Genomic DNA, 25,985 nt, shown 5'->3' on the forward strand with positions numbered 1-25,985 from the left:
CGACGATCGCCTGATGCTGCGGTTCCATGGTGATGCCGAGGTCGCGCCGGGTCTGGTCGACCTGGCGGTCAACGTGCGACAGGAGACGCCGCCGTCGTGGCTCACGGGCCCGATCGCGGCGTCGCTGGCGCACCTCGCGCGGTACCCGGATCCGGTGGAGGCGACGGCGGCGATCGCGGCGCGGCACGGGCGGCCGGCGGACGAGGTGCTGCTGACCGCGGGGGCCGCGCAGGCGTTCACGCTGCTGGCGCAGGCGCTGCGGCCCGCGCACGCGGTGGTGGTGCATCCGCAGTTCACCGAGCCGGAGAGCGCGCTGCTGACCGCTGGCCACGCGGTGGACCGGCTGATCCTCGACGCCGAGGACGGATTTACACTGAAAAATCCGCCGGAATCGGCGGATCTCGTCGTCGTCGGAAATCCCACCAATCCAACGTCATGTCTGCATACATCGGCGCAGATCGCGAGCTGGGTCACGCCGGGGCGGACGGTCGTCGTCGACGAAGCGTTCGCTGACACCGTCCCCGGGGAGCCCGAAACGCTCACCGGCAACCGCGACGTCGTCGTCATCCGGAGCCTGACCAAGACCTGGGGCCTCGCCGGGCTGCGCATCGGCTACGTCCTGGGCCCGCGCGACCTGATCGCCGAACTGGCCCGCCACGCACCCCTGTGGAGCGTCTCGACGCCCGCCCTCGCCGCCGCCGTCGCGTGCGCGTCGCCGCGCGCCGTGGAGACCGAGCGGGCCATCGCGGAGCGGCTCACCGCCGACCGGGACCACCTCGTCGCCGCGCTGCGCCGGGAAGGCGTGGCGGTCGCCGGCACGCCCCGCAGCTCGTTCGTGCTGATCAGGGTCGCCGATGGCACGCGGGTCCGGGAGGCGCTGCGGGCCCACGGCTTCGCGGTGCGACGTGGCGAAACGTTCCCGGGACTGGGTCAGGACTGGTTACGTATTGCGGTGCGGGACACTGCCACGAGTGACGCGTTCGTCGCGGTGTTGTCGAAGGTAATGGGAGGGTGAGCATGCTTACGGAGACACTCGCGGCGATCCGGCCGCTCGACGACGAGGCGATCGCGGCGGCCAGGGCGCTGCAGGCCAGGCTGACGAAGCCACCGGGCTCGCTCGGTGCGCTGGAGATGCTCGCGGTGCGCCTTGCGGGGCTGGCCGGCGTGTGCCCGCCGCCCATCCCGGAGCCCGCCGCGCTGGCGATCTTCGCCGGCGACCACGGGGTGCACGCGCAAGGGGTGACGCCGTGGCCGCAGGAGGTCACGGGGCAGATGGTCGCCAACTTCCTGGCCGGCGGCGCGGTCGTCAACGCGTTCGCCCGGCAGTGCGGCGCGACCGTCACCGTCGTCGACGTCGGCGTGAAGACCACCCTCGACCCGGCCGCGGGGCTGGAGCTGCGCAAGGTCCGGGCCGGCACCCGTGACCTCAGCGTCGAGCCGGCGATGACCCGCGAGGAGGCGCTGCAGGCCGTCGAGGTCGGCATCGAGATCGCCCAGAAGCTCGTCGACGAGGGCGCGAAGGTGCTGCTGACCGGCGACATGGGCATCGCCAACACCACCCCGTCGGCGGCGCTGATCGCCGCGTTCACGCACGCCGACCCGGCCGCGGTGACCGGCCTCGGCACCGGCATCGACAGCGAGACCCACGCCCGGAAGGTGGCGGTCGTCACATCCGCGGTCGTCGCGCTGCACGCCGAGGACCCGGTCGACGTCCTCGCCGCGGTCGGTGGCCTGGAGCACGCCGCCCTCGTCGGCTTCATCCTGCGGGGCGCGGCGCTGCGCGTCCCCGTGATCATCGACGGGGTCATCGCCGCCTCGGCGGCCCTCGCTGCCGCCGCGCTCGCCCCCGCCAGCACCGCGGCCATGATCGCCGGGCACCGGTCGGCCGAACCCGGCGCCAGCGTGGCGCTCAGCTATCTTGAGCTGGAACCGCTCGTCGACCTGGGCCTGCGCCTGGGCGAGGGCACCGGCGCCGTCCTGGCGCTGCCGATCGTGGCCAGTGCTGTCCGCGTGTTGCACGAGGTAGCCACTTTCGACTCAGCTGGAGTTGCCCACAAGTGAACCCATACCCCCTCGGTCTGGTGCTCAACGGTTTGCGTGTCCTGGTGGTCGGCGGCGGTGCCGTGGCCACCAGGCGCGTTCCCGCGCTGCTCGACGCCGCCGCGGACGTCGTGCTGGTGTCACCCCACATCACCCCCGCACTGCAGGCGCACGTCGACGCCGGCCGGGTCACCTGGCGCGCCCGGCGCTTCGAGCCGTCCGACATCGACGACGCGTGGCTGGTCCACGTGGCGGTCAGCGACCCCGCCGCGGCGGCCACGATCAGCGAGCTGGCCGCGGCCCGCCGGGTCTTCTGCGTCCGGGCCGACGACCGTCACGCCGCCACCGCCTGGACCCCGGCGGTGACCCGGCACGGGCCGGTGACCGTGGCGGTGCTCGGTGGCGGCGACCCGGCCCGCTCGGTGGCCGTGCGCGACGCGATCGGCGAGCAGCTCGCCGCCGGCGCGATCGTGGCCGCCACCCCGCCCGAGGCCGCCCCCGGCCGGGTCGCGCTGGTCGGCTCCGGCCCCGGCGACCCGGAGCTGCTGACGGTCCGGGGGCGCCGGCTCCTGGCCGCCGCCGACGTGGTCGTCATCGACCGGCTCGCCGCCGGGCTGCTGCTGGACGAGCTGCGGCCCGAGGTCGAGCTGTTCGACGCCTCGAAGATCCCCTACGGCCCGTCGGCCGCGCAGGAGGAGATCAACCGGGTGCTCGTCGACCGGGCCCGGCAGGGGAAGTTCGTGGTCCGGCTCAAGGGCGGCGACCCGTATGTCTTCGGACGTGGCGGCGAGGAGCTGCTGGCCTGTGTGGCGGCCGGGGTACCGGTGAGCGTCGTGCCCGGCATCAGCAGCTCGATCGCGGTGCCTGCCGCGGCCGGCATCCCGATCACCCACCGGGGCCTGGCGCACGAGTTCACCGTCGTCTCCGGGCACCTCGCGCCGACGCACCCCGAGTCGCTGGTCGACTGGGCCGCCCTCGCCCGGCTGCGGGGCACCCTGAGCATCCTGATGGGCCTGAAGAACCTCCCGGCGATCGCCGCGGTCCTGCAGGAGCACGGCCGGGCGCCGGACACCCCGGTCGCGGTGATCCAGGAGGGCACGACCCGCGGCCAGCGGGTGGTGCGCGCGCAGCTGTCCACGGTCGCGGACGCGGTGAAGGAGGCGGCGCTGCGACCGCCGGCCGTCATCGTCGTCGGCCCGGTCGTCGACGCCCTGACGTAGCCGTTTGCTCATGATCCGAAGACCTTGTGCACCCAGGGGTACACAAGGTCTTCCGGATCACGGGAAGTTACGAGCGGTCCAGCTCCAGCGCGCAGCGGATCAGACCCAGGTGCGAGTACGCCTGCGGGTGGTTGCCCAGGGCGCGCTCGGTCAGCGGGTCATACTCCTCCGGCAGCAGGCCCGTCGGGCCGGCGCACTCGATGAACTGGGCGAAGAGCTCCTCCGCGTCGGCCCGGCGGCCGGTGCGCAGGTACGCCTCGATCATCCACGTGGTGCAGAGGTGGAAGCCGCCCTCGACGCCGGGCAGGCCGTCGTCCCAGCGGTACCGGTACACCGTGGGACCTTCGCGCAGGTCGGCCTCGACCGCCAGCACCGTGGCCAGGAAGCGCGGGTCGTCGTCGGCGAGCAGACCGGACAGCCCGATCCACAGCACCGACGCGTCCATCTCGTCGTAGCCGTAGGCGACGGTGTAGGCGCCGAGCTTCTCGTCCCAGCCCTTGTCGAGCACGTTCTCGGCAATGGTGGTGCGCAGCGCCCGCCACGCCTCCGGCACCGCCCGGCCGGCCCGCTCGAAGAGCTGGATGCCCCGGTCGACGGTCATCCAGCACATGACCTTCGAGTAGACGTAGTGCCGGGGCCGCCGGCGCGCCTCCCAGATGCCGTGGTCGGGCTCGTGCCAGCGCCGCTCGACCGCCTCGACCATCGCCTCCATGAGCGCGAAGTCGCCGGCCTCCGGCGGGCGGAGCTCGGCGAGGGTGGTCACCAGGTCGGCGACCGGGCCGAACACGTCGAGCTGCACCTGGCCGTTGGCGGCGTTGCCGACCCGCACCGGGCGGGAGCCCGCGTAGCCCGGCAGCGCCTCGATGACCGCCTCCGGGCCGAGTTCGGTGCCGTCGAGGTTGTACAGCGGGTGGAGCCGCTCCGGGTGCCCGTCGGTGTTGTCGGCGACCTTCAGCGTCCACCGCAGCAGCGACTCGGCCTCCTCGGTGGAGCCGAGGTCGACGAGGGCCTTGGCGGTCAGCGACGCGTCGCGCAGCCAGCAGTACCGGTAGTCCCAGTTGCGGGACCCGCCGACCTCCTCCGGCAGCGAGGACGTCGCCGCGGCCAGGATCGCCCCGGTCGGCTTGTGCCACAGCCCGCGCAGCGTGAGTGCGCTGCGCTTGACCAGGTCACGGGCGACCGACGGCAGCTTCAGCGCGTCGGACCAGTCCCGCCACGCGGCCTCCGCGGTGACCTGCCGCTCGTCGAAGCGCTCCTGCGGCGGGTCGATCGAGTCGGTGCCCAGGCGCAGCTCCAGCATGGCGCTGCCGCCGGTGGCACCGAGGTCGACCGTCGCCCGGGCCAGGTCGCTGTGCCCGTCGGAGCTGATGTCCCAGCTGATGCCGGGGGAGTAGAGCACCATCGGCTCGTTGGAGCCGAGCACCAGCAGGCCCTCGTCGCCGATCGGCTGCAGCCGGATGTGCACCTGGCCGAAGTCCGGGCGCGGCACGAAGTCGATCCGGGCCCGGGAGCTGCCCGACAGCACCCGGATGAGCGAGTTGCCCGTCGGGTGGTGGTCCAGCCAGTCGGTGACCGTCAGCCCCGACCAGCGGGTCTCCACGGTCATCGTGCCCGGCCGGTACCGCTGGCCGAGCGGGATGCCACCGCGCTCCGGCTGGACCGTGAAGTGGCCCGCCGCGGTGTCGCCGAGCAGGTCGGCGAAGACCGCGCCGGAGTCCGGCTTCGGGTGGCACAGCCAGGTGACCCTGGCGGCCGGCGTCAGCAGGGCGACGGTGTGCGTGTTGGACAGCATCGAGTGCCGCTCGATCGGCACCGCCTGCTCGCCGAACAGCCAGCGCCGCCGGGTGTGCAGCAGCAGCTCCAGGACGCCGACGGCAACCTCGGCGTCGGTGATGCTGAAGCGGGCCTGGGTCTCGCCGGCACCGACCTTGATGCCGAGGTCGGGCCCGTGCAGGTGGGCGAAGGCCTTCTCGTCGGTCGCGTCGTCGCCGAGGTAGACGATGGCGCTCGCCGAGACCTGCATCCGCAGCGCGTCGACGGCGAGGCCCTTGTCGGTCGGCACCACCGACAGCTCGATGACCTCCTTGCCGGTGGTCACCTCGATGTCGGGCCACAGGGCCGCACCGCTGCGGACCGCGTCGAAGACCCGCCCGGCGACGTCGCGGGGGGCGGCGCGGGTGTGCACCGCGACGCTGGCCGGCTTCGCCTCGAGGCGGACCCCCGGCTGGTCGCGGCAGATCGCGTTGAGCGCCGCGTGCAGCTCCGCACGGCGCTGCTGGCGCTCCGGTGGCAGTTCGTCGACATAGCCGACGTCGAACTCGGAGCCGTGGCTGCCGACCAGTCGCACCTCGGCGGGGAGGCGGGACAGGGCGGCCAGGTCGCGCAGCGCGCGACCTGAGATCACGCCGACGGTCGTCTGCGGCAACGAAGACAACGCGCGGACGGCCGCTACGGATTCTGGGCTGGGTGTCGCCTTCGTCGGGTCGGCGACGATCGGCGCGAGGGTGCCGTCGTAGTCACATGCCACCAGGAGGTTCGGCACGCGGGCGACGCGCAGCACCGCCGCGCGGAGGTCCGGGTCGAGCGAGAGGGCGGTGCCTGTCGCCGAGTGTTGGTTCATGTCCGGCCTGTTCGTGGGAGCGATGGAGGTCGATGAAGCGATTGACGTGCACACGGCGGTGCAAGGGCGGGCGTGTGGAGGTCAAGATGCTGCGCCGAGAGCGTCCAGGAACGCGTCCGCCCAGGCGCGGACATCGTGTGAGCGCAGGTGGGAATGCATAGCATGCATCCGTTTGCGCCCTTCGACCGGGTCTACGTGGATGGCACGCATGAGGGCGTCTTTCACCCCGTCGAGGTCGTGCGGGTTGCACAGGAACGCCTGACGCAGCTCGGCCGCCGCGCCGGCGAATTCCGACAGCACGAGGGCGCCGCCGCCGTCGGCGCGAGCACCGACGTATTCCTTGGCCACCAGATTCATGCCGTCCCTCAGCGGAGTCACCATCATGACGTCGGCCGCGACGTACAGCGCGGCCAACTCAGCCCGACTGTACGACTGATGGAGATAGTGCACGGCCGGTTGGCCAACTCGTCCGTACTCCCCATTGATCCGCCCGACCTCACGTTCAACGTTCACCCGCAGTGTCTGGTAGTGCTCCACCCGCTCCCGACTCGGCGTAGCCACTTGTACCATCACCGTCTCCGGTGCCGTGAGTCGTCCATCCGACAACAATTCACGAAAAGCCTTCAGCCGCCGCTCGATCCCCTTGGTGTAGTCCAGCCGGTCCACCCCGAGGATGATGGTCTTCGGCTCACCCAGCTCGGTCCGGATCGCCTTGGCCCTGGCCTGCACTTCCGGCGAGCCGGCGAGCCGCTCCATCTCCTCGACGTCGATGGAGATCGGGAACGCCTCGGCCCGCACCGTGCGGCCCTCCCACTCCACGACGCCGCGCCGCACGCGGGTGCCCAGCAGATGTCGGGACAGTTGGACGAAGTTCTGTGCGCCGAGTGGCCGTTGGAAACCAACCAGATCGGCACCGAGCAGGCCCTTGAGAAGTTCCGCCCGGCGGGGTAGCTGCATGAACAGTTCGACCGGGGGGAATGGGATGTGCAGAAAAAACCCGATCTTGAGATCGGGTCGGGTCTCGCGCAACAGGGCCGGCACGAGCTGCAGCTGGTAGTCCTGGATCCACACGGTGGCGCCGGGTGCCGCGTCGTCGGCGACGGCCTTGGTGAACCGCTCGTTGACCAGCCGGTATGACTCCCACCATCGTCGTTTGAAGATCGGTGTCTCGACCGCGTCGTGATAGAGCGGCCACAGGCTGGAGTTGGAGAAGCCCTCGTAATACCGCTCGACCTCACCCGCACTGAGCGCCACCGGGTGCAGCTTCACCCCGCCGGCCTCGAACGTCTCCTCCGGAAGCTGCGAGTCCCCGGTGCCGCCCGACCAGCCCACCCACGTCCCGTTGCGCTGCTGGAGCACCGGCTCGAGCGCGGTGACCAGGCCTCCCGGGCTCCTGCGGAAGCTGACCTCACCGTCCGGCCCGACGACCTTGTCGACCGGTAGCCGATTGGCGACCACCACGAATGCACTGTTTCCAGCCACGTGTCGTGTCCTCCCCCTGGGTGATCCACCCTCGTACTTTCAGCCTACTGATCCCCGAAGGTGCCCGGCAGCATGCAGCGTGCTGGCTCACAGGTGCGATCCTGCTGGGCATGTCCTCGCACGATGCCTACGACGAACCCGAACGGGGCAGGACCTTCACGGTCGTCCTGCTCGCGTTGCTGATCCTGACCGTTATCGGGGCTTTGTTCGGGTTTGTGCTGGGTCGCCGAGGCAACGGCGACACAACGTCGGGCGCCGGTAACAGACAGTCTCCAGGACCATCGACGGCCGTCACAACGCAGGGTGTCCCGACGGCCGTTGCGCTGCCGTGCCCGCAGTTCATCGGGGACGCCGTCAAGGATCGTGACCCCAAGGCCGCGCTGCCGCTCACCCTGGCCTTCTACGTCCGCACCGACAAGCGGGAGGCGTGGGTCTGCCGGGAGGCCGACGGGAACCTCTGGTACCAGGGCCACGACAAGCAGAAGGACTTCTACAACAACGGCAACGGGGAGATCCCGAAGCAGGGCGACAACGGGCTGCTGCTGAACACCGTCACGTTCGCCGGGTCCGCCACGAACGACAAGTACGTCGCCAGCAACGGCGGCACCCAGTACACGCTGACCCGGGACAAGCTCGTGGTCACCGGCAACCAGAGCATCAACGAGGACGTGCGGGAGTCCCTGCCCAAGAAGTGACGCCCGATTTGGGGACCGGCACCGGGCCTGGAAAGATTGACCCGACGCGAACACAGACTTACCGGAGGTAGGGGCGCACCGTGGCTCAGTACATCTACGTGCTCGAGAAGGCGCGCAAGGCGCACGGCGACAAGGTCGTGCTCGACAACGTCACGCTGTCGTTCCTGCCCGGCGCGAAGATCGGTGTGGTCGGCCCGAACGGCGCCGGCAAGTCGAGCCTGCTCAAGATCATGGCCGGGCTGGACAAGCCGAGCAACGGCGAGGCCCGGCTCATGCCCGGCTACACCGTCGGCATGCTGCTGCAGGAGCCGCCGCTCAACGAGACCAAGACCGTCCTCGGCAACATCGAGGAGGCCGTCGCGGGGGTCAAGGCGAAGCTCGCCCGGTTCAACGAGATCGCCGAGCTCATGGCGACCGACTACTCCGACGCGCTGATGGAGGAGATGGGCAAGCTCCAGGAGGAGCTCGACCACGCCGACGCGTGGGACATCGACTCCGCCCTCGCCCTCGCCATGGACGCGCTGCGCTGCCCGCCGCCGGACGCCGACGTCACCACCCTCTCCGGTGGTGAGCGCCGCCGCGTCGCGCTGTGCAAGCTGCTGCTCGAGGCGCCCGACCTGCTGCTGCTGGACGAGCCCACCAACCACCTGGACGCGGAGAGCGTCAACTGGCTCGAGCAGCACCTGCAGAAATACGCCGGCGCCGTGCTCGCCGTCACCCACGACCGCTACTTCCTGGACCACGTCGCCGAGTGGATCGCCGAGGTCGACCGCGGCCAGGTCCACGGCTATCAGGGCAACTACTCCACCTACCTGGAGAAGAAGGCGCAGCGGCTCGCGGTCGCCGGCCGCAAGGACCAGAAGCTGCAGAAGCGCCTCACCGAGGAGCTGGAGTGGGTCCGCTCCAACGCCAAGGCCCGGCAGACCAAGTCCAAGGCCCGCCTCGAGCGCTACGAGGAGATGGCCAACGAGGCCGAGAAGACCCGCAAGCTCGACTTCGAGGAGATCCAGATCCCGCCGGGCCCGCGCCTGGGCAACCTGGTGATCGAGGCGAAGGACCTGCTGAAGGGCTTCGACGAGCGCGGCGTGCTGATCGAGAACCTGTCGTTCTCCCTGCCGCGCAACGGCATCGTCGGCATCATCGGCCCCAACGGCGTGGGCAAGACCACGCTGTTCAAGACCATCGTCGGGCTGGAACAGCCCGACGCCGGCCAGGTCCGCGTCGGCGAGACGGTCAAGCTGTCCTACGTCGACCAGAGCCGCTCCGGCCTGGACGGCGACAAGACGGTCTGGGAGGTCGTCTCCGACGGCCTGGACCACCTCATGGTGGGCAAGGTCGAGATGCCGTCCCGGGCGTATGTCGCGGCGTTCGGCTTCAAGGGCCCCGACCAGCAGAAGCCGACGAAGGTCCTGTCCGGCGGCGAGCGCAACCGGCTCAACCTGGCGCTGACGCTGAAGATCGGCGGCAACGTGCTGCTGCTCGACGAGCCGACCAACGACCTGGACGTCGAGACCCTGTCGTCGCTGGAGCACGCGCTGCTGGAGTTCCCCGGCTGCGCCGTGGTCATCTCCCACGACCGGATGTTCCTGGACCGGGTCGCGACCCACATCCTCGCCTGGGAGGGCGACGAGAAGGACTCGGCCAAGTGGTTCTGGTTCGAGGGCAACTTCGAGGCCTACGAGAAGAACAAGATCGACCGGCTGGGCCAGGAGGCGGCGCGCCCGCACAGCGTCACCTACCGCAAGCTCACCCGCGACTGAGGTGGCCCGCTTCGTCTATCACTGCGCCCTGCGCTGGTCCGACCTGGACGCGTACGGGCACGTCAACAATGCGCGCTTCCTCACCCTGTACGAAGAGGCGCGGGTCGCATTGATGTTCACCGCGGCGAAGGCCGCCGGGCTGCAGACGTTCGAGGACGGCATCGTCATCTCACGTCATGAGATCGACTACCTGCGTCCCATCGACTACGGCGATCCGGTGCGCATCGAGCTGTGGCTGGAGGAGATCAAGGCGAGTCGATTGACCGTCGCCTACGAGCTCTTCGACGGTGACGCGGTCGCCTCCCGCGCGCGGACCGTCTGCGTGCCCTTCGATCTGGCCGCCGGCCGGCCCCGCCGGGTCAAGGACATCGAGCGCGAGTTCCTGTCCCCGTGGCTTGGCTGAACGGCCTCGGGGCCGCGGACGCCCGGGCGTTCCTGGCCCGGGCGGTCCGGCTGGACGCCGGCGCGGTGGTCCGGCTGCGATCGGCGGGTGACGATCGCGTCACCCTCTGGTCGCACCTGCCGTGGGGCGTCCTGGTGAGCCGGGCCGTGCCCGGACGCGTCGACGGCGATCACACCGTCCTGGCCCGTGAGCTCCTGACCGCCCTCGATGGAGATCTTCCCACTTTTCGGGACAGCGAGTGGCGCTGGTCCATCCCGGGGGACCCGGGCGTCGTCGTGGAGCGGATCCCGGGAGCCGACATCCGGCGCGTCGGGGAGGCCGCCGCGGACACGTTGCGGACCGCCGCGGCGGAGGGGGTGGGGGGCCGGGCGGTCGGTTCGAGGGTGCTCCGGGACGCGCTTCTGGATCACGTGCCGATCGTCGTGACGACCGCCACCGGAGAACGGGTCGAGATACCGCAGCGGCTCGTGCAGGCGGTCGTGCGAATGGGGTTCACGGTGAGCGACCGTGCAGCTGCACGAGACTTTGTCGATGTTCGGAAATCGGGTCCATGGACGGCCCTGGCCTGCGCATATGGCTCTGCCTGGCATCGTGCTGCCAAGACTCTCCTCATCGGATAGACGGTGGTAAGACCCTCACCCGAACGGGTGGGGCGAGGGTGAAATTGGGGGCTGCTGAAACTCGTCCGAACGGGTACCGTCCTCTTTCGGGTCCACCGCCGAGCGAAATCAGTCGGCGACGGACTGCAATTGCGGGTGGAGGCCACGGGGGAGCTAGGGAGCGCGGGACGATGCCAAAGTGGCCATGGCGTGCCGAGCAGACGGACGGGTCGCAGACCGACACGACCGTCGCGCAACTGGCACGGGAGGAGCCGACTCCGGTGACCGACGCGGTGTGCGACGGGCCCCCGGACGTGGGTGCGGGCGTGATCGCACCGGTGACGTTGCTGCGGGTCGCGGAGGCCCTCGAGCAGCTTGAGATTCGATACCTGACCGATGGGGATGGCAGCCTTCTCGCGCTCTGGGAGCGCCACGCGGTGCTGTTCGCCCTCGAGGGGCCGTCGGACGAGATCCTCGTCGTCCGCGCCCGGCCGCACGCCACGGTCCCACCGGACTGGGCCGACCGGTCCTACCGGGTGGTCAACGAGTGGAACCACACACGCCGTTTCTACAAGGCCTATGTCGGCGACCCCACCGACCGCGGCCAGCTCCCGATCTACGCCGAGATGCAGGTGCCGCTGCTCTCCGGTGCCCACCCCGAGCTCATCGCTGAGCTCGTCGACTGCGCGGCCGTCGTCGCGATGGGTTTCGTCGACTGGTTGCACGACGAGGGTGCCCTGCTCTGATGGTGCTGATTGCCCCGCCTAATCCGGACAAGTCGGGTAACGGCGGGGCACCGAACCGGCGGCGCTTCGAACAGATCTCCGGGCATGGGACGATAGGGGTCTGATCCCCACCATCATGGAGAACGGACGCCTGTGCCACCGACGAACGACCCCGGCGTGAACCGTCCCGGTGCGACCGTGCCGGACCGGATCCGCAACTTCTGCATCATCGCGCACATCGACCACGGCAAGTCGACGCTGGCCGACAGGATGCTGCAGCTGACCGAGGTGGTCGACGCTCGGCAGATGCGGGCCCAGTATCTCGACCGCATGGACATCGAGCGCGAGCGCGGCATCACCATCAAGAGCCAGGCCGTGCGCATGCCGTGGGTGGTCCGCGAGGGCGACCTGACCGGTGAGCAGTTCGTGCTCAACATGATCGACACCCCGGGCCACGTGGACTTCACCTATGAGGTCTCCCGCAGCCTGGCCGCCTGTGAGGGCGCGGTGCTGCTGGTCGACGCGGCCCAGGGCATCGAGGCGCAGACGCTCGCGAACCTGTATCTCGCGCTCGAGAACGACATGACGATCATCCCGGTGCTCAACAAGATCGACCTGCCGGCCGCGCAGCCCGAGAAGTATGCCGAGGAGCTCGCCCACCTCATCGGCTGCGACCCCGACGACTGCCTGCGGGTGTCCGGCAAGACCGGCGTCGGCGTGGCGCACCTGCTCGACGAGATCGTGCGGCAGCTGCCCACGCCCCAGCCGGGCAACGACGGCGCCGCCCGCGCGATGATCTTCGACTCGGTCTACGACGTGTACCGCGGCGTGGTCACCTACGTCCGCGTCGTCGACGGCCGGCTCGGCGCCCGCGACCGGATCAAGATGATGTCGACCGGCGCCGTCCACGAGCTGCTCGAGATCGGCGTCATCTCGCCCGAGCCGATCAAGAGCGACGGCCTGGGCGCCGGCGAGGTGGGCTACCTCATCACCGGCGTGAAGGACGTGCGCCAGTCCAGGGTCGGTGACACGGTCACCATCAACGCCAAGCCGGCCACCGAGCCGCTCGGCGGCTACAAGGACCCGAAGCCGATGGTCTATTCGGGCCTCTACCCGATCGACGGCTCGGACTACCCGCTGCTCCGCGACGCCCTGGACAAGCTCAAGCTCAACGACGCCGCCCTGGTGTACGAGCCGGAGACGAGCCTGGCGCTGGGCTTCGGCTTCCGCTGCGGCTTCCTCGGCCTGCTCCACCTGGAGATCATCCAGGAGCGGCTCGAGCGCGAGTTCAACCTCGACCTGATCTCCACCGCGCCCAACGTGGTCTACCGGGTGATCACCACCGACGGCACCGAGGTCGCGGTCACCAACCCGAGCGAGTTCCCGGACGGCAAGACCGGGGAGATCTTCGAGCCGACCGTGCGGGCGACGGTGCTGACCCCCAACGACTTCGTCGGTGCGGTCATGGAGCTGTGCCAGGGCCGCCGCGGCGTCCTGCTCGGCATGGACTACCTGTCCGCCGACCGGGTCGAGCTGCGCTACACGCTGCCGCTCGGCGAGATCATCTACGACTTCTTCGACCAGCTGAAGAGCCGCACCAAGGGCTACGCCAGCCTCGACTACGAGCCCAGCGGTGAGCAGGCCTCCGACCTGGTGAAGGTCGACATCCTCCTGCACGGTGAGCCGGTGGACGCCTTCAGCTCGATCGTGCACAAGGACAAGGCGTACAACTACGGCGTCACGATCGCCGGCAAGCTGCAGAAGCTCATCCCGCGCCAGCAGTTCGAGGTGCCGATCCAGGCCGCCATCGGCAGCCGGATCATCGCCCGCGAGACGATCCGCGCCATCCGCAAGGACGTCCTCGCCAAGTGCTACGGCGGTGACATCAGCCGGAAGCGCAAGCTGCTGGAGAAGCAGAAGGAAGGCAAGAAGCGGATGAAGATGGTCGGCCGCGTCGAGGTGCCCCAGGAGGCGTTCATCGCCGCGCTGTCGACGTCGGACGCCCCCGCCGGGGACAAGTCGAAGAAGTGAGGCACTGCCCCCGCTGCGGGGCGTCCACGGACGCTCCGCCGGTGGCGTGTGCCGCCTGCGGCTACGCCGTCTTCGTCAACCCCCGCCCGACCGGCACCGCCATCATCTTCGACGACACCGGGCGCTTCCTGGTGATCCGCCGCGCCCGGCCGCCCCAGCAGGGCTGGTGGGACCTGCCGGGCGGCTTCTGCGACGGCTGGGAGCACCCGTCCGACGCCGCCGTCCGCGAGGCCCGCGAGGAGCTCGGCGTCGAGATCCGCCTCGGCGCCTTCGTCGGCTCGTGGATCGGCACCTACGAGTTCCAGGACGAGCCGCTGCCAGTCCTGGATTGCTTCTGGCTGGCCCGGCTGGCCCCCGGCAGCACCGCCATCACCCTCGACCCGGCCGAGGGCACCGAACACGCCTGGGTGCCGTTGTCCGATCCGCCGCCGCTCGCGTTCTCCACCATGGAATCGGCGATACGTGAGGTTCGTCAATCGTCCGGGCGTTTGATCCCCTGATGGCACGGGCAATAAGAGCGCAACCGCAACTGCAAGAACCCCCTGGTTGAGGCTCTGAAGGAGGACACCGTGACTGTCACCGGAATCATCACGGCATTGATCGTCGGCCTGATCGTCGGCGCGCTCGGCCGGCTGGTCGTCCCCGGCCGTCAGAACATCCCGATCTGGCTGACCATGGTGATCGGCGTGGTCGCCGCCCTGCTCGGCACCGTCATCGCGAACGCCATCGGCGTCTCCACCGACACCCCCGGCGTCGACTGGGGTGAGCTGCTGATCCAGGTGCTGGTCGCCGCCGTCGGTGTGGCCCTGGTGGTCGGTGTGGCGGGTCGCGGTCGCCGCAGCAGCCTGTAACTTCCCGCACCGCGGAAACGGCCCCCAGCCTCCCCGGACTGGGGGCCGTTCGCTGTGCCGGTGCGGGTCCGTCGCGGGCTTGTTCACGACCGCAGGTCGTGTCGCGGCCGTCCGCGGCCGCGGGCCTGTCACGACCGCAGGTCGTGTCCGCGCGACTGGAAGCGGACCTGGCAGGGAGGCCGTTCACGGCCGACCGGTCGCTGACGGGAGCGACGGTCGTGCCCACGACGGACCGGAGCCATCCGCATGAGCAGCAGACACATGCCGAAGAGGTCGTGCACCCCACGTGGGCACACGACCTCTTCGGCGGAAAACGGTGCGGGGCTAGCGGAGCCAGGGGACGGAACGGTCGAGCAGGCCGCGCGTCTTGAGCTCCTTGCGCAGCGGGATCTCCTCGTCGATGTAGCCGTTCCAGTTGATGCCCCAGTAGTTGGCCGTGTGCGTGGCCTCGCCCAGCAGCTGGCGCTGGACGGGGGTGCGGTTGGCCCACCACTCGCCGTCGTAGTCGATCGGCATGTCGTCGAGGTTGCGGATCCACCGGTACGTGTACCCGACGAAGAGCATCTTGCGGGTGACGTCGGAGTAGTTCGGCGACCGGGAGTGCCAGAGGCGGCGGTCGAAGATGAAGCAGTCGCCCGGGTTGGCCGTGATCTCCACGGTGCCCTCGGGGTCGGGGTTCTCGATCGTGGTGTCCGCGGGGCGGGGCAGCGAGTTCCACAGGTGGCTGCCCGGGATGACCTTGGTGGCGCCCCGGCCGGTCTCCGAGAGGTCGGAGATGACATAGCCGATCTTCAGCGAGAACATCGGCCGCGGCAGGTTGGGGTCCATGGTCTCCGGGTCGGAGTTCTGCCGGTAACCGTCCTGGTGCCAACCCCACGAGGGGGCCTCGGTCATCGCCGCGGGCGGGGTGATGTCGAGGTGGTTGTGGTGCGTGTAGATGTTCCAGCCGGCCAGGCCCCACATGTACGGGAAGAGCGTCGGCTGGGTCAGCAGGTGCCCGAAGAGCTCGTCGCGGTTCAGGAAGCCCAGCAGGTGCAGCGTCCCGTCCTTCTTCAGGCTGCTGGAGCCGGCCGCCTGCTCCTCGGCGTAGACCCGGTCCATGGCCGCTTCGAGCTGCGCGCGGTGGTCTTCCTTCAGAACGTTGCGGACCAGCAGGAAGCCCTGATCCAGGAATTCCTTGCGGTCAGCCTCGCTGATCGGCTCATAGCCGGTCAGACCGCCGTAGTCGGGTGCAGCGGACGTCATGTCCTCCCCTTACTTTCGTCAACCAGGGAACGACCGATGGTAACGCGAGGTGTACATGGGTCCGACTCCGGAGTTGGCCTCCGGACAGTGCGCAAAAGCCGCCCGAACGGCCGACAACCTGCGGGTCGTGCGCGACGTCAAGGTCTGTCAGTAGACCTCGGCGACGACCTGTCCGGCTGCGGTGCCGCCACGCTGCGTGACCTGGGTCCATCCACCGCTCTTGGCGGTCCACTCCATGTCGTTGAAGGCGACCCGCTTGACGCCGTGGTCCTGGGCGTGTGCGACCAGCCAGTGCGCGTACTGCCAGCCGGTCTTCTGCTCGCGGACCTTGAGCGCGACGCCGACGAGGTCGGCGACGTCGGCGGTGCTGACGTTGTTGCCCCAGTCGAGTTTGACGCCCGCGGTGAGGGTCTTCGCGGCCTCGACGCCGTGGCTGGTGGACTCGGTGACGGTGCAGGCGACCGCGCTGGTGGCGTCGCCGCTCAGCGCGCGGGCCATGATCTCCGACTCGTCGACCCACTTCTCGTAGGCCTCGGGGTGGGCGCTGCGCTGGACCTCCTGCGCGGCGTCGGTGACCCGCATCTTCTCCCAGCCCTTGACCTTCAGCAGGGCGGTGTAGAAGGCGTTCGCGGCGTAGCGCGGGTCGGCGATCTGCTCGGGCTTGCCCCAGCCCTGACTGGGCCGCTGCTGGAACAGGCCGATCGAGTCGCGGTCGCCGCCGCTGAGGTTCTCCAGCTTCGACTCCTGCCAGGCGGTGGCGAGGGCGACGACCAGCCCCCGCTGCGGCACCCCGCGGCGCAGGCCGACGGCGGTGATGGTCGCGGCGTTGGCGACCTGCTCCGCGTCGAGGGGGACCGAGGTGTCCGTGCCCGAGGAGGTGCCCGCGGTGACCGAGGCGTTGCCGGCGTTGATGATGCAGGCGTGGCCCGGCGGCAGCAGCTGCGGCAGATGTTCGCTGATCCGCTGCACGAGCACGTAGACGGCAACGGACGCGACGACGGCGAACACCGCCAACCCCGCCAGCACATGTCGTGTACGCATCGTCACCTCCTCGTCCTGAGAACTCGACCAGCGTACGTCCCGCCCGCCACAGGATTCCCGGGTTGCACGCGGGGTCCAGGCGAGTTGGACCGTTCAGTTGAGGCCGTCAGGGATCCAGTTTGGGTCTCTTTTGTCCCGGAATGCCGTGATTCCCTCGATTCCCTCCGCTGAACCGAAATACTCCACCGAGAGCGTCGTCATGGCCGCAACCTCGTCACGGAACGTGTCGGCTTTCTGCCGCCGCAACAGCGCCTTCGTGCCGCGCAGCGCGCCCGGCGCACCCCGCACCAACGCCGCGACGAACGAAGCGACCGCCTCGTCGACCTCGTCGGCCGGGACAGCCGCCGTGACCAGGCCGATGTCGCGGGCCCGGGCGCCGTCGAAGGTGGCGCCGGTCAGGAACAGCTCGCCGGCGGCGCGCGGGGAGAGCCGCGGCAGCACCGTGGTGGAGATCACTGCCGGGATCACGCCGATGCGCACCTCGGAGAATGCGAAGGTCGCGTCGAGCGAGCACACCGCGAGGTCCGCGGCGGCGATGAGACCCAGACCGCCCGCCCGCGCCGGCCCGGTCAGCCGCGCGACGACGGGTTTCGGCCCCTCCCAGATCGCGGTGAGGACCTCGCCGAGCCGGTTGATCGGCGGCCGGCCCGACCCGAACGCGGCCGCGGTCTCCTTCAGGTCGGCCCCGGAGCAGAAGACGGGGCCGGTGTGGGTGAGCACGACGACCCGCACCGCGTCGTCCTCGGCGGCGGCGGCCAGGGCCGCAAGGAGCTCCTCGATCAGGGCCGTCGACAGCGCATTGCGGTTCGAGGGGCTGTCGAGCGTGACCGTCGCCACGCCGTGCGCCGTCTGTGACCGAACGAGTGGCATGCGGGCACACTAGTGAAATGCCCGGAACACTGCCAGAAGGCGAGCCGATCCCGCGCGACGGCGCGCTGCCCGACGGGGTCGCCGACGCGGCGGGGGAGGCCGGGTTCGGGGTCTACGTCCACGTCCCGTTCTGCGCCACCCGGTGCGGATACTGCGACTTCAACACGTACACCGCCGACGAAGGCGTGCTCAGCGCCGGCTACGCGGAGCAGGTCCTCGACGAGCTGGCCCTCGCGGCGAAGGTGGTCGCGCCGCCCCGGGTCGACACGGTCTTCTTCGGGGGTGGCACGCCGACGCTGCTGCCGCCGTCGGAGCTGGGCCGCATCCTGGACGGCATCGACCGCACCTGGGGCCTGGCCGGCGACGCCGAGGTGACCACCGAGGCCAACCCGGAGTCGGTCGACGCGGCCGGCCTGCGCGAGCTGCGCGCGGCCGGGTTCAACCGGATCTCGCTCGGCATGCAGTCCGTCGCGCCCGGGGTTCTGGCGGTGCTCGACCGCCGCCACACACCGGGCCGCCCCGCGGCCGCGGTCGCCGAGGCGCACGCCGCCGGCTTCGAGCGCGTGAATCTCGATTTGATCTACGGTACGCCCGGCGAACGGCCCGCCGACTTCGCCGAGTCGTTGCGCACGGTGATCGACTCCGGGGTCGATCACGTCAGCGCCTACGCGTTGATCGTCGAGGACGGCACCCGGCTCGCGGCCCGCATGCGCCGTGGTGAGCTGCCGTTCCCCGACGACGACGTCGCCGCCGACCGCTATCTGGCCGCCGAGCAGGCCCTCACCGACGCCGGCATGACCTGGTACGAGGTGTCGAACTGGTCCCGTGACTCGCCCTGCCGGCACAACGAGCTGTACTGGCGCGGCGGCGACTGGTGGGGCCTCGGCCCCGGCGCGCACAGCCACGTGCGGGGCGTGCGCTGGTGGAACGTGAAGCACCCGCACACCTACGCGGCCCGCCTGGCCGAGGGTGCCTCGCCGGGCCACGCCCGTGAGGTGCTCACGGCGGCCGAGCGGCTGTTCGAGGACGTGCTGCTGCGGATCCGGCTGTCCGACGGGCTGCCGATGTCCGTGCTCGACCCGGCGGGGCTGGACGGCGCGCGCCGCTGCCTGGCGGACGGCCTGCTCGACGCCGCCGCGTTCGACGCCGGCCGGGCCGTGCTGACCCTGCGCGGGCGGCTCCTCGCCGACGCGGTCGCCCGGGACCTGACCCCATGAGAAAGGGACGGACCGTGATGGTCCGTCCCTTCAGCGGGGGGTTGTTACTTGATGAAGCGGTAGGTCATCGGGTAGCGGTACAGCTCGCCGCCGTTGGCCTTCATGCCCGCGATGATCGCGAACACGATGATGATGATCCACGGCACGATGAGCGTGAGGCCGAACGTGCACACCGAGAGCAGGGCACCCACGAACAGGATGATGCCCCACGTGATGTGGAAGTTCAGCGCCTCATTGGCGTGGGCCTTGACCGTGGGCGACTCGTTGCCCTTGACGAGCAGCGCGATGAGCGGGGCGATGAAGCCGATGAAGATGCCACCGAAGTGGGCGATCAGGGCCCAGGTCTTCTCGTCGCTGTTGGCGTAGCCGACCGGACCGGCGCCCGGGTAGCCACCCGGCTGCTGGTAGCCGTACTGTCCCGGCTGCTGGTAGCCGCCGGGCTGCTGGTAACCCTGCTGGTAGGCGTTCGGGTCCTGGTAGCCGCCACCGCTGGTGGGCGGTGGGTAGCCGCCGCCACTGGTCGGCGGATACTGTGCCCCGCCCGGCGTCGAATAGGGGTTGTTGGGGTCGTGCGGAACGCCGTACTCCCCGGGGCGAGGTGGTTCACTCATGGGGGCCACGGTAGGGGTACCGATCAACTATGGCCAGCGACGCGGCATGACTTCTTTTGGACAAACTTTACGCAGACCAGCGCAATAGCGGCGGTTCGCACACATGACGATCATTCCGTGGGCGGCGGGGGCGACGTAGACTGGCACTCGCGAAGTGGGAGTGCCAGTTCTTTTGAGGGGGTGCGTATGGCTCTCGACGAGCGCAAGCTCGAGGTCCTGCGCGCCATCGTCGAGGACTATGTCGCCACCCAGGAGCCCGTCGGCAGCAAGGCCCTCGTCGAGCGGCACAACCTGCGGGTCTCACCGGCGACCGTCCGCAACGACATGGCCGTCCTCGAGGAGGAGGGCTACATCCGGCAGCCGCACACCAGTGCCGGCCGGGTGCCCACCGACGCCGGCTACCGCCTCTTCGTCGACAAACTGTCCCGGGTCAAGCCGCTGAGCCCCGCGGAGCGCCGGGCCATCGAGCGGTTCCTGATCGGCGCGGTCGACCTCGACGACGTCGTGCACCGCACCGTCCGGCTGCTCGCGCAGCTCACCCGGCAGGTCGCCGTCGTGCAGTATCCGAGCCTGTCCCGCGCCAGCGTCCGGCATTTCGAGCTGGTGCCGATCTCCACCACCCGGCTGATGGTGGTCATGATCGCCGAGACCGGCCGGGTCGAGCAGCGGCTCGTCGACCTGCCCGGCCCGATCCTCGCCGACGACGTCACCGAGCTGCGCCGCAGGATCAACGAGAAGCTGGTCGGCAAGCGCCTCGTCGACACCCCGCCCCTGGTCGAGGCGCTCGTCGAGGAGGCCGCGCCGAGCCTGCGCCCGCCGATGACCGCCCTGTCGACGGTGCTGCTGGAGACCCTGGTGGAGCGCACCGAGGAGCGGATCGCGCTCGCCGGCACCGCCAACCTGGCCCGCGGCGGCCTGCTGGACTTCCAGGGTTCGCTGCGTCCGATCCTCGAGGCGCTCGAGGAGGAGGTCATCCTGCTCAAGCTCTTCGGTGAGGTCGAGCCGAGCATGACCCGGGTCCGCATCGGCGACGAGAACGAGATCGAAGACCTCCGCAGCGCCTCGATCGTGGCGACCGGCTATGGGCCGGGCTCGATCGTCGTGGGCGGCATGGGTGTGCTGGGGCCGACCCGGATGGACTACCCCGGCAACATCGCCACGGTGCGTGCCGTGGCACGCTACGTCGGCGATCTGCTGGGACAAAGTTGAACCTCATGGACGAGTCAGGGGCATAAGACTCAGTGGCGAAGGACTACTACGGGATTCTCGGTGTCAAGCGGGACTCCACGGCCGATGAGATCAAGCGCGCCTACCGGCGGTTGGCGCGCGAGTTCCACCCGGACGTCAATCCCGATCCCGTGGCACAGGAGAAGTTCAAGGAGATCAACGCGGCCTACGAGGTGCTGTCCGACCCGCGCAAGCGGGAGATGGTCGACCTCGGCGGCGATCCTCTGGCGCCCGGTGGCGGCGGGGGCGGCCCGCAGGGCGGCGCGTTCGTCGGTTTCCAGGACATCATGGACGCGTTCTTCGGCACGACCGCCAGCCGTGGGCCGCGCCCGCGGATCCGGCCCGGTGCCGACGCGATCCTCCGTCTCGACCTCGACCTGCACGAGACCGCGTTCGGCGTCGAGGCGCCGATCACGGTCGACACCGCGGTCGTGTGCGCCACCTGCACCGGCGCCGGCACCGCGCCCAACACCCACCCGACGACCTGCGAGATCTGCGGCGGCCGTGGCGAGGTCCAGTCGGTGCAGCGCACGTTCCTCGGCCAGGTCGTCTCGGCCCGGCCCTGCTCTGCCTGCCAGGGCTTCGGCACCGTCATCCCGCACCCGTGCGCGACCTGCGGCGGCGACGGCCGGGTCCGCACCCGCCGCACGCTGACCGTGAAGATCCCGTCCGGGGTCGAGGACGGCATGCGCATCCGCCTCGCCCAGCAGGGCGAGGTCGGCCCCGGCGGCGGCCCTCCCGGCGACCTGTATGTCGAGATCCACGAGCGCCCGCACGACGTCTACTCGCGCAAGGACGACGACCTGCATTGCCGGGTCACCGTCCCGATGACCGCGGCGGCGCTCGGCACCCGGCTCACGATCAAGACCCTCGACGGCGAGGAGACGGTCGACGTCAAGGCCGGCACCCAGCCCAACCAGACCCTGCGCATCCGCGGCAAGGGCGTCCCGCACCTGCGCGGCGCCGGCCGCGGCGACCTGCACGTCCACCTCGACGTGCGGACCCCGACCCGGCTGGAGCCGGAGCAGGAGAAGCTGCTGCGCGACTTCGCCCGCACCCGCGGCGAGGAGGTCGCGGAGCTGTCCAAGCAGGGCGGCTTCTTCTCCCGCGTGCGCGACGCCTTCAATGGTCACGCGTGAGGGTCCGGAGCGCAGAGGAGGGCACTCACGCGTGTGTGTTCGGGTTTGGTGTGACCGCGTGAGGGTCCTGAGCACTCACGCGTGTTCTGGCCCGGCGTGACCGCGTGAGCCTTCCGCTCTTCCTGGTTCCCTCCTTACCGTCTCCGGATTCCCGGTGGCGGCTGGACGGGCCCGAAGGTCATCACGCGGCCAACGTGCAGCGGCTCGCCGTGGGGGAGTCGCTGCTGTTGTCCGACGGGCGCGGCGGCCTGCTGCTCGCTGTTGTTGCGGCCGCGCACAAGGGCGCGCTGGATCTCGACCTGTCCGCTCCGAGTTTCGTGCCGGCGCACGACCCGCAGATCACCGTCGTGCAGGGGATCGCCAAGGGGGACCGGGCGGAGCTGGCCGTGCAGCTCATGACCGAGCTCGGCGTCGACCGGATCGTGCCGTGGCAGGCGGCCCGCAGCATCGCCCGGTGGAAGGACGCCAAGCCGGTCGAGAAGTGGCGCGCCACGGTCCGCGAGGCGGTCAAGCAGTCCCGCCGGGCCTGGCTGCCCGAGGTCACCGACGCGCGGACCACGAAGCAGCTCGCCCTGACCGGCACGGTGCTGCTGCTGCACGAGGAGGCGTCGGTGCCGCTGTCGACCGTCCCGCTCGCCGGCGACATCACGCTCGTCGTCGGGCCGGAGGGTGGGATCGCCCCGGAGGAGCTGGCCGCGTTCCCGGACGCGGTGCCGGTCCGGCTGGGCCGTGAGATCCTGCGCACGTCGACCGCCGGTGCTGCCGCGCTGGCCGCTCTGTCGGTCCGCCTCGGCCGCTGGTGATGCGCGGCGTCCGGTGACCCCTTCGGGTCGTCCGGACCGGCGGCGGTGTGGGACCACCGACGACCGGAGGCGTCACCGGAAATACGACGCACCGTTCAGGTCGAGCACGGCGCCCGACGACCACTCCGAACCCGCCAGGAACAGCACCGCCTCCGCGACCTCCTCGGGCCGCGCGACCCGGTTGAACGGGCTCTGCGCCCGGATCGCGGCGCCGTCCCCGGCATCCATGATCGCGTTGCCCATGTCGGTGGCGACGAACCCCGGGGCGACCGCGTTGACGGCGATCCCGCTCGGCGCGAGCGCGAGGGCGAGGGACTGGGTCAGCGAGTTCAGCCCCGCCTTCGCCGCGCCGTAGGCCGGGTAGAGCGGTTCGCCGCGGTACGCGCCGCGGGAGGACACGTTGACGATCCGGCCACCCTCGCCGAGGTGCCGGGCCGCGCACCAGCAGACGTTGGCCGGGCCGGTCAGGTTGGCCGACAGGGTGTGCTGCCAGGCCGCCTGCCAGGCCGCGTAGTCGTCGGAGAGGATCGGGTGCTCGACCGCGACCGCCGCGTTGTTGACGACGACGTCGAGGCCGCCGAGGGAGAGCGCGGCGCCGTCGACGAACGCCCGCACCGCGGCGGGGTCCGTCAGGTCGCCGGAGACGATCACGTGCCCCTCGCCGGGCAGGCCCGCCCGCACCTTCTCCGCCAGCTCCGCGGAGTCACGGTGGTGCACCGCCACGACGTCACCCCGCTCGGCGAACGCCCGCGCGACCGCCTCGCCGATTCCGCGGGATGCCCCTGTCACCAACACCTTGCGTCCAGACATGGCAGCACCCTACAAGCCGAATACGATGCGACTGTGACTGATGACTGCCTGTTCTGCCGCATCGTCGCGGGGGAGATCCCGGCGACGGTGGTCCACGAGACCGACGACACCCTGGCGTTCCGCGACATCGGGCCGAAGGCACCGGTGCACGTGCTGGTGATCCCGAAGGCCCATCACACCGACGTGGCCGCGCTCGCCGCCGCCGATCCGGCCCTCGCGGGGAAGCTGCTCGCCGCGTGCGGCGCGGTCGCCGGGCAGGAGGGCCTGACCGGGGACGGATACCGGGTCATCTTCAACACGGGCCGGTTCGGCGGCCAGGAGGTCTTCCACGTCCACGGGCACGTCGTCGGTGGCCGCCCGCTCGGCCCGATGCTGTCGATATGACGGCCCTGGAGCGTTACGAGCGGCTCGCCCGCCAGGTCCAGGCCGACGCGCGCGTCCCGGCGCTGAGCGTGGCCATCCACCGCGCCGACCGGCCGTTGTGGACGTTCACCGTCGGCGCCGACGTCGACGCGCGCAGCCAGCTGCGGATCGGGTCGGTCACCAAGACGTTCACCGCGGTCCTGGTGATGCAGTGCCGCGACGAGGGTCTCCTGGAGCTCGACGACCCGATCTCGCGGCACCTGCCGGTGAAGGCGCACGGCGACCTCACCGTCGGCCGGATGCTGTCGCACCTGTCGGGCCTGCAGCGGGAGCCGTTCGGCGACGTCTGGGACACGATGCAGGCGCCGGACGTCGACACGCTGCTCGACCAGCTCGACCGGGCCGAGCGGGTGCTGCCGGCGGGGCGGCGGTTCCACTACTCCAACCTGGCGATCGCGCTGCTCGGCCACCTCGCCGGGACGCTGCGCGGCGGGACCTGGGAGGAGGTGCTGCGCGAGCGGATCCTCGACCCGCTCGGACTGGACGACACGGTCGTCACGCCGAGCCGGCCCGTGGTCGGGTATCAGGTCGACGCCTGGTCCGACTACGCGCACCCGGAGCCGCCCGACGACTTCGGCGCGGTCGGGCCGGCCGCCCAGCTGTGGAGCACCGCCGCGGACCTGGCGAAATGGGCCGCGTTCCTGGCCGACCCGAAGTCGGTCGACGCCGCCGAAACGGTCCTCGCGGCCGCGACGGTCGAGGAGATGCGGGCGCCGCAGGCGGTGACGGAGGACGTGCTGTGGGCCCGGGGTCTCGGGCTCGGGCTGATCCTGCAACCGCAGCCGGGTGCCGAGCGGATCGTGCACGTCGGCCACGACGGCGCGATGCCGGGCTTCCTGGCCGGCGCGTACGGGCGGGTCGGCGGCGCCAGCACCCCGGGCGCGTTCGGCGCGGCGGCGCTGGGCTCGTCGGGCACCGCCGGCGAAGTCATCGACCTGGCACACCAGCTGCTCGCGGCGGCGGTCGAGGCCGACCCGGCCGACATCGCGCCGTGGTCGCCCGCCCCGCCACCGCCGCAGCCCTACCGCTCGGTGCTCGGCCGCTGGTGGGGTGAGGGCTTCGAGTACGTCTTCAGCTGGCACGGCGGCGCGCTGCAGGCCCGGTCGGTGGATCAGCCGGCCGGCCGCCCACCGGCGGTGTTCGCGCCGGTCGACGGCCAGCCGGACGTGTTCCGCACCGTGTCCGGCCGGGAGGCGGGCGAGCTGTTGCGGCTGACCCGCGCCGAGGACGGCACGGTCGAGCGGCTGCACTGGGCGACGTACCGGTTCACCAGGGGGCAGGAGACGTTCGACCGGTATCAGTTCTAACGGGATATGACGGTGAAGACGGCGCCGTTGGGGTCCACCACGACCGCGATGCGGCCGTGCGGGGAGTCGAACGGCCCGTGCTGGACCTGGCCGCCCGCCGACTGGACCCGGTCGGCGGCGCGGTCGGTGTCCGCGGCGGCGAAGTAGACCATCCAGTGCGGCGGGATGCCCTCCCACGCCTCGGTCATGGTGAGCCGCCCGGCGACGGGGTCGGCGTTGCCGAGGCTCCACGCCGTGTAGTCGAACTGCTCGTCGGCCTCGACCCTGGTCTGCCGGTAGCCGAACAGGCCCTGGTAGAACGTGTCGACGGCGTCCGGTTCGCGGGTGTTGACCTCGGCCCAGCACAGCGCGCCGTCCTCGTCGAACAGCTGCGAGCCGGTGTGCTGGCCGGGCTCCCACGCGCCGAACGCGGCGCCGGACGGGTCGAGGGCGAAGAGCATCCGGCCGTTGCCGGGGATGTCCATCGGCGCGACGATGATCTTGCCGCCGCCGGTGTCGACGCGCCTGGCGGTGTCCTCCAGGTCGTGTGACATCAGGTACAGGCTCCAGGCGGCCGGGGTCTGCTCGGCGCCGGGCATCGGCGGGCTCATCCCGGCGACGACCTTGCCGTCCTTGAGGCACATGACGTAGTGCCCGAAGTCGGCGCCGGTGTCTGTGGCTGGGTCTGAGAACGTCCAGCCGAACAGCGTCGAGTAGAACCGCTGCGCGGCGGCGAGGTCGGGTGCCACCAGGTCGGCCCAGCAGGGCTCACCGTCCACGTATCCGCTGCGCTCGACCATTCGTGTGGGCCTCCCGTCGATGTGTTCACCTGCCTCAGTACCACCGTGCGAGCGGGCGTGTCCGGACTTTCGGCGCGAACGGCATGA

At 70.7% G+C, this 25,985-nt stretch carries 25 protein-coding genes; 17 read left to right on the plus strand and 8 right to left on the minus strand.

Annotated features, from left to right (window positions below; genetic code table 11):
- Positions 1-10 precede the first annotated feature (10 nt).
- The 3 genes from cobC to cobA are packed head-to-tail and all read left to right on the plus strand — an operon-like array spanning position 11 to position 3,260.
- On the plus strand, positions 11-1,015 hold the full coding sequence (gene cobC / locus ACFPIJ_RS27040; RefSeq protein WP_380119155.1) for an Rv2231c family pyridoxal phosphate-dependent protein CobC: 1,005 nt from the start codon (positions 11-13) through the stop codon (positions 1,013-1,015).
- A gap of 2 nt (positions 1,016-1,017) precedes the next feature.
- Entirely contained in the window at positions 1,018-2,061 is a 1,044-nt protein-coding gene (gene cobT, locus ACFPIJ_RS27045) for a nicotinate-nucleotide--dimethylbenzimidazole phosphoribosyltransferase (protein ID WP_380118579.1), read from the plus strand.
- On the plus strand, positions 2,058-3,260 hold the full coding sequence (gene cobA, locus ACFPIJ_RS27050; protein WP_380118581.1) for a uroporphyrinogen-III C-methyltransferase: 1,203 nt from the start codon (positions 2,058-2,060) through the stop codon (positions 3,258-3,260). Before cobT ends, cobA begins: the two co-directional genes overlap by 4 nt.
- 67 nt (positions 3,261-3,327) lie before the next feature.
- Here cobA and otsB read toward each other — a convergent pair whose 3' ends face one another.
- Complete coding sequence (gene otsB, locus ACFPIJ_RS27055; protein ID WP_380118584.1) at positions 3,328-5,880, minus strand: trehalose-phosphatase; 2,553 nt, start codon at positions 5,878-5,880, stop codon at positions 3,328-3,330.
- An 81-nt stretch (positions 5,881-5,961) separates the two neighbouring features.
- The gene (locus ACFPIJ_RS27060) at positions 5,962-7,362 is read right to left on the minus strand and encodes an alpha,alpha-trehalose-phosphate synthase (UDP-forming) (protein ID WP_203847588.1); all 1,401 of its coding nucleotides are present in this window, start codon (positions 7,360-7,362) and stop codon (positions 5,962-5,964) included.
- Positions 7,363-7,472: 110 nt separating this feature from the next.
- Between ACFPIJ_RS27060 and ACFPIJ_RS27065 the strand changes: the two genes are divergently transcribed.
- The 8 genes from ACFPIJ_RS27065 to ACFPIJ_RS27100 all read left to right on the plus strand — a co-directional run bounded on the left by ACFPIJ_RS27065 (position 7,473) and on the right by ACFPIJ_RS27100 (position 14,426).
- On the plus strand, positions 7,473-8,057 hold the full coding sequence (locus tag ACFPIJ_RS27065; RefSeq protein ID WP_380118586.1) for a hypothetical protein: 585 nt from the start codon (positions 7,473-7,475) through the stop codon (positions 8,055-8,057).
- An 80-nt stretch (positions 8,058-8,137) separates the two neighbouring features.
- Complete coding sequence (gene ettA / locus ACFPIJ_RS27070) at positions 8,138-9,817, plus strand: energy-dependent translational throttle protein EttA (RefSeq protein WP_380118589.1); 1,680 nt, start codon at positions 8,138-8,140, stop codon at positions 9,815-9,817.
- A gap of 1 nt (position 9,818) precedes the next feature.
- A complete protein-coding gene (locus ACFPIJ_RS27075; RefSeq protein WP_380118591.1) occupies positions 9,819-10,220 on the plus strand; it encodes an acyl-CoA thioesterase in 402 nt (133 codons plus the stop codon).
- Positions 10,208-10,840, plus strand: coding sequence for a DUF8185 domain-containing protein (locus ACFPIJ_RS27080; protein ID WP_380118594.1), 633 nt, complete (start codon positions 10,208-10,210; stop codon positions 10,838-10,840). Before ACFPIJ_RS27075 ends, ACFPIJ_RS27080 begins: the two co-directional genes overlap by 13 nt.
- Positions 10,841-11,010: 170 nt before the next feature.
- The gene (locus ACFPIJ_RS27085; RefSeq protein WP_203847591.1) at positions 11,011-11,565 is read left to right on the plus strand and encodes a type III secretion system chaperone family protein; all 555 of its coding nucleotides are present in this window, start codon (positions 11,011-11,013) and stop codon (positions 11,563-11,565) included.
- Positions 11,566-11,697: 132 nt separating this feature from the next.
- The gene (gene lepA, locus ACFPIJ_RS27090) at positions 11,698-13,575 is read left to right on the plus strand and encodes a translation elongation factor 4 (RefSeq protein WP_380118596.1); all 1,878 of its coding nucleotides are present in this window, start codon (positions 11,698-11,700) and stop codon (positions 13,573-13,575) included.
- Between the two features lie 41 nt (positions 13,576-13,616).
- The gene (locus tag ACFPIJ_RS27095; protein ID WP_380118599.1) at positions 13,617-14,075 is read left to right on the plus strand and encodes an NUDIX hydrolase; all 459 of its coding nucleotides are present in this window, start codon (positions 13,617-13,619) and stop codon (positions 14,073-14,075) included.
- 69 nt (positions 14,076-14,144) lie between these two features.
- Positions 14,145-14,426 carry a GlsB/YeaQ/YmgE family stress response membrane protein gene (locus ACFPIJ_RS27100; protein WP_380118601.1) on the plus strand — a complete coding sequence of 94 codons (282 nt, stop codon included), beginning with the start codon at positions 14,145-14,147 and terminating at the stop codon, positions 14,424-14,426.
- Between the two features lie 324 nt (positions 14,427-14,750).
- Here ACFPIJ_RS27100 and ACFPIJ_RS27105 read toward each other — a convergent pair whose 3' ends face one another.
- The 3 genes from ACFPIJ_RS27105 to ACFPIJ_RS27115 form a co-directional block, all read right to left on the minus strand.
- The gene (locus tag ACFPIJ_RS27105) at positions 14,751-15,671 is read right to left on the minus strand and encodes a phytanoyl-CoA dioxygenase family protein (RefSeq protein ID WP_380118603.1); all 921 of its coding nucleotides are present in this window, start codon (positions 15,669-15,671) and stop codon (positions 14,751-14,753) included.
- A gap of 147 nt (positions 15,672-15,818) precedes the next feature.
- Positions 15,819-16,712 (minus strand): VldE C-terminal domain-containing protein, encoded by an 894-nt coding sequence (locus ACFPIJ_RS27110; protein ID WP_417323604.1) that lies wholly within the window; start codon positions 16,710-16,712, stop codon positions 15,819-15,821.
- 93 nt (positions 16,713-16,805) lie between these two features.
- Positions 16,806-17,582, minus strand: a complete 777-nt coding sequence (locus tag ACFPIJ_RS27115; RefSeq protein ID WP_380118608.1) for an enoyl-CoA hydratase-related protein — start codon at positions 17,580-17,582, stop codon at positions 16,806-16,808.
- Between the two features lie 17 nt (positions 17,583-17,599).
- On the opposite strand from ACFPIJ_RS27115, the gene hemW reads away from it, so the two are divergent.
- A complete protein-coding gene (hemW, locus tag ACFPIJ_RS27120) occupies positions 17,600-18,799 on the plus strand; it encodes a radical SAM family heme chaperone HemW (protein WP_380118611.1) in 1,200 nt (399 codons plus the stop codon).
- Positions 18,800-18,843: 44 nt separating this feature from the next.
- Here the strand turns inward: hemW and ACFPIJ_RS27125 are convergent, their stop codons facing one another.
- Positions 18,844-19,410 (minus strand): DUF4870 domain-containing protein, encoded by a 567-nt coding sequence (locus ACFPIJ_RS27125; RefSeq protein WP_380118613.1) that lies wholly within the window; start codon positions 19,408-19,410, stop codon positions 18,844-18,846.
- A 186-nt stretch (positions 19,411-19,596) separates the two neighbouring features.
- Here ACFPIJ_RS27125 and hrcA point away from each other — a divergent pair, with 186 nt between their 5' ends.
- From hrcA to ACFPIJ_RS27140, 3 genes are all read left to right on the plus strand, one after another.
- A complete protein-coding gene (gene hrcA / locus ACFPIJ_RS27130; protein WP_380118616.1) occupies positions 19,597-20,619 on the plus strand; it encodes a heat-inducible transcriptional repressor HrcA in 1,023 nt (340 codons plus the stop codon).
- A gap of 32 nt (positions 20,620-20,651) precedes the next feature.
- Entirely contained in the window at positions 20,652-21,776 is a 1,125-nt protein-coding gene (gene dnaJ / locus ACFPIJ_RS27135) for a molecular chaperone DnaJ (RefSeq protein WP_380118618.1), read from the plus strand.
- A gap of 104 nt (positions 21,777-21,880) precedes the next feature.
- Complete coding sequence (locus ACFPIJ_RS27140; protein WP_380118621.1) at positions 21,881-22,579, plus strand: 16S rRNA (uracil(1498)-N(3))-methyltransferase; 699 nt, start codon at positions 21,881-21,883, stop codon at positions 22,577-22,579.
- Between the two features lie 72 nt (positions 22,580-22,651).
- Here the strand turns inward: ACFPIJ_RS27140 and ACFPIJ_RS27145 are convergent, their stop codons facing one another.
- The gene (locus tag ACFPIJ_RS27145) at positions 22,652-23,389 is read right to left on the minus strand and encodes an SDR family NAD(P)-dependent oxidoreductase (protein ID WP_380118624.1); all 738 of its coding nucleotides are present in this window, start codon (positions 23,387-23,389) and stop codon (positions 22,652-22,654) included.
- A 33-nt stretch (positions 23,390-23,422) separates the two neighbouring features.
- Here ACFPIJ_RS27145 and ACFPIJ_RS27150 point away from each other — a divergent pair, with 33 nt between their 5' ends.
- A complete protein-coding gene (locus tag ACFPIJ_RS27150) occupies positions 23,423-23,773 on the plus strand; it encodes a histidine triad nucleotide-binding protein (protein WP_380118627.1) in 351 nt (116 codons plus the stop codon).
- Entirely contained in the window at positions 23,770-25,119 is a 1,350-nt protein-coding gene (locus tag ACFPIJ_RS27155; RefSeq protein WP_380118629.1) for a serine hydrolase domain-containing protein, read from the plus strand. The genes ACFPIJ_RS27150 and ACFPIJ_RS27155 overlap by 4 nt, the downstream gene beginning before the upstream one ends.
- On the opposite strand, the gene ACFPIJ_RS27160 is transcribed toward ACFPIJ_RS27155, so the two are convergent.
- Entirely contained in the window at positions 25,116-25,898 is a 783-nt protein-coding gene (locus tag ACFPIJ_RS27160) for a VOC family protein (protein ID WP_380118631.1), read from the minus strand. The two genes, ACFPIJ_RS27155 and ACFPIJ_RS27160, sit on opposite strands and share 4 nt — an antisense overlap.
- Positions 25,899-25,985: the final 87 nt, after the last annotated feature.

Source organism: Dactylosporangium cerinum (assembly GCF_042653625.1).
Taxonomy (GTDB): domain Bacteria; phylum Actinomycetota; class Actinomycetes; order Mycobacteriales; family Micromonosporaceae; genus Dactylosporangium; species Dactylosporangium cerinum.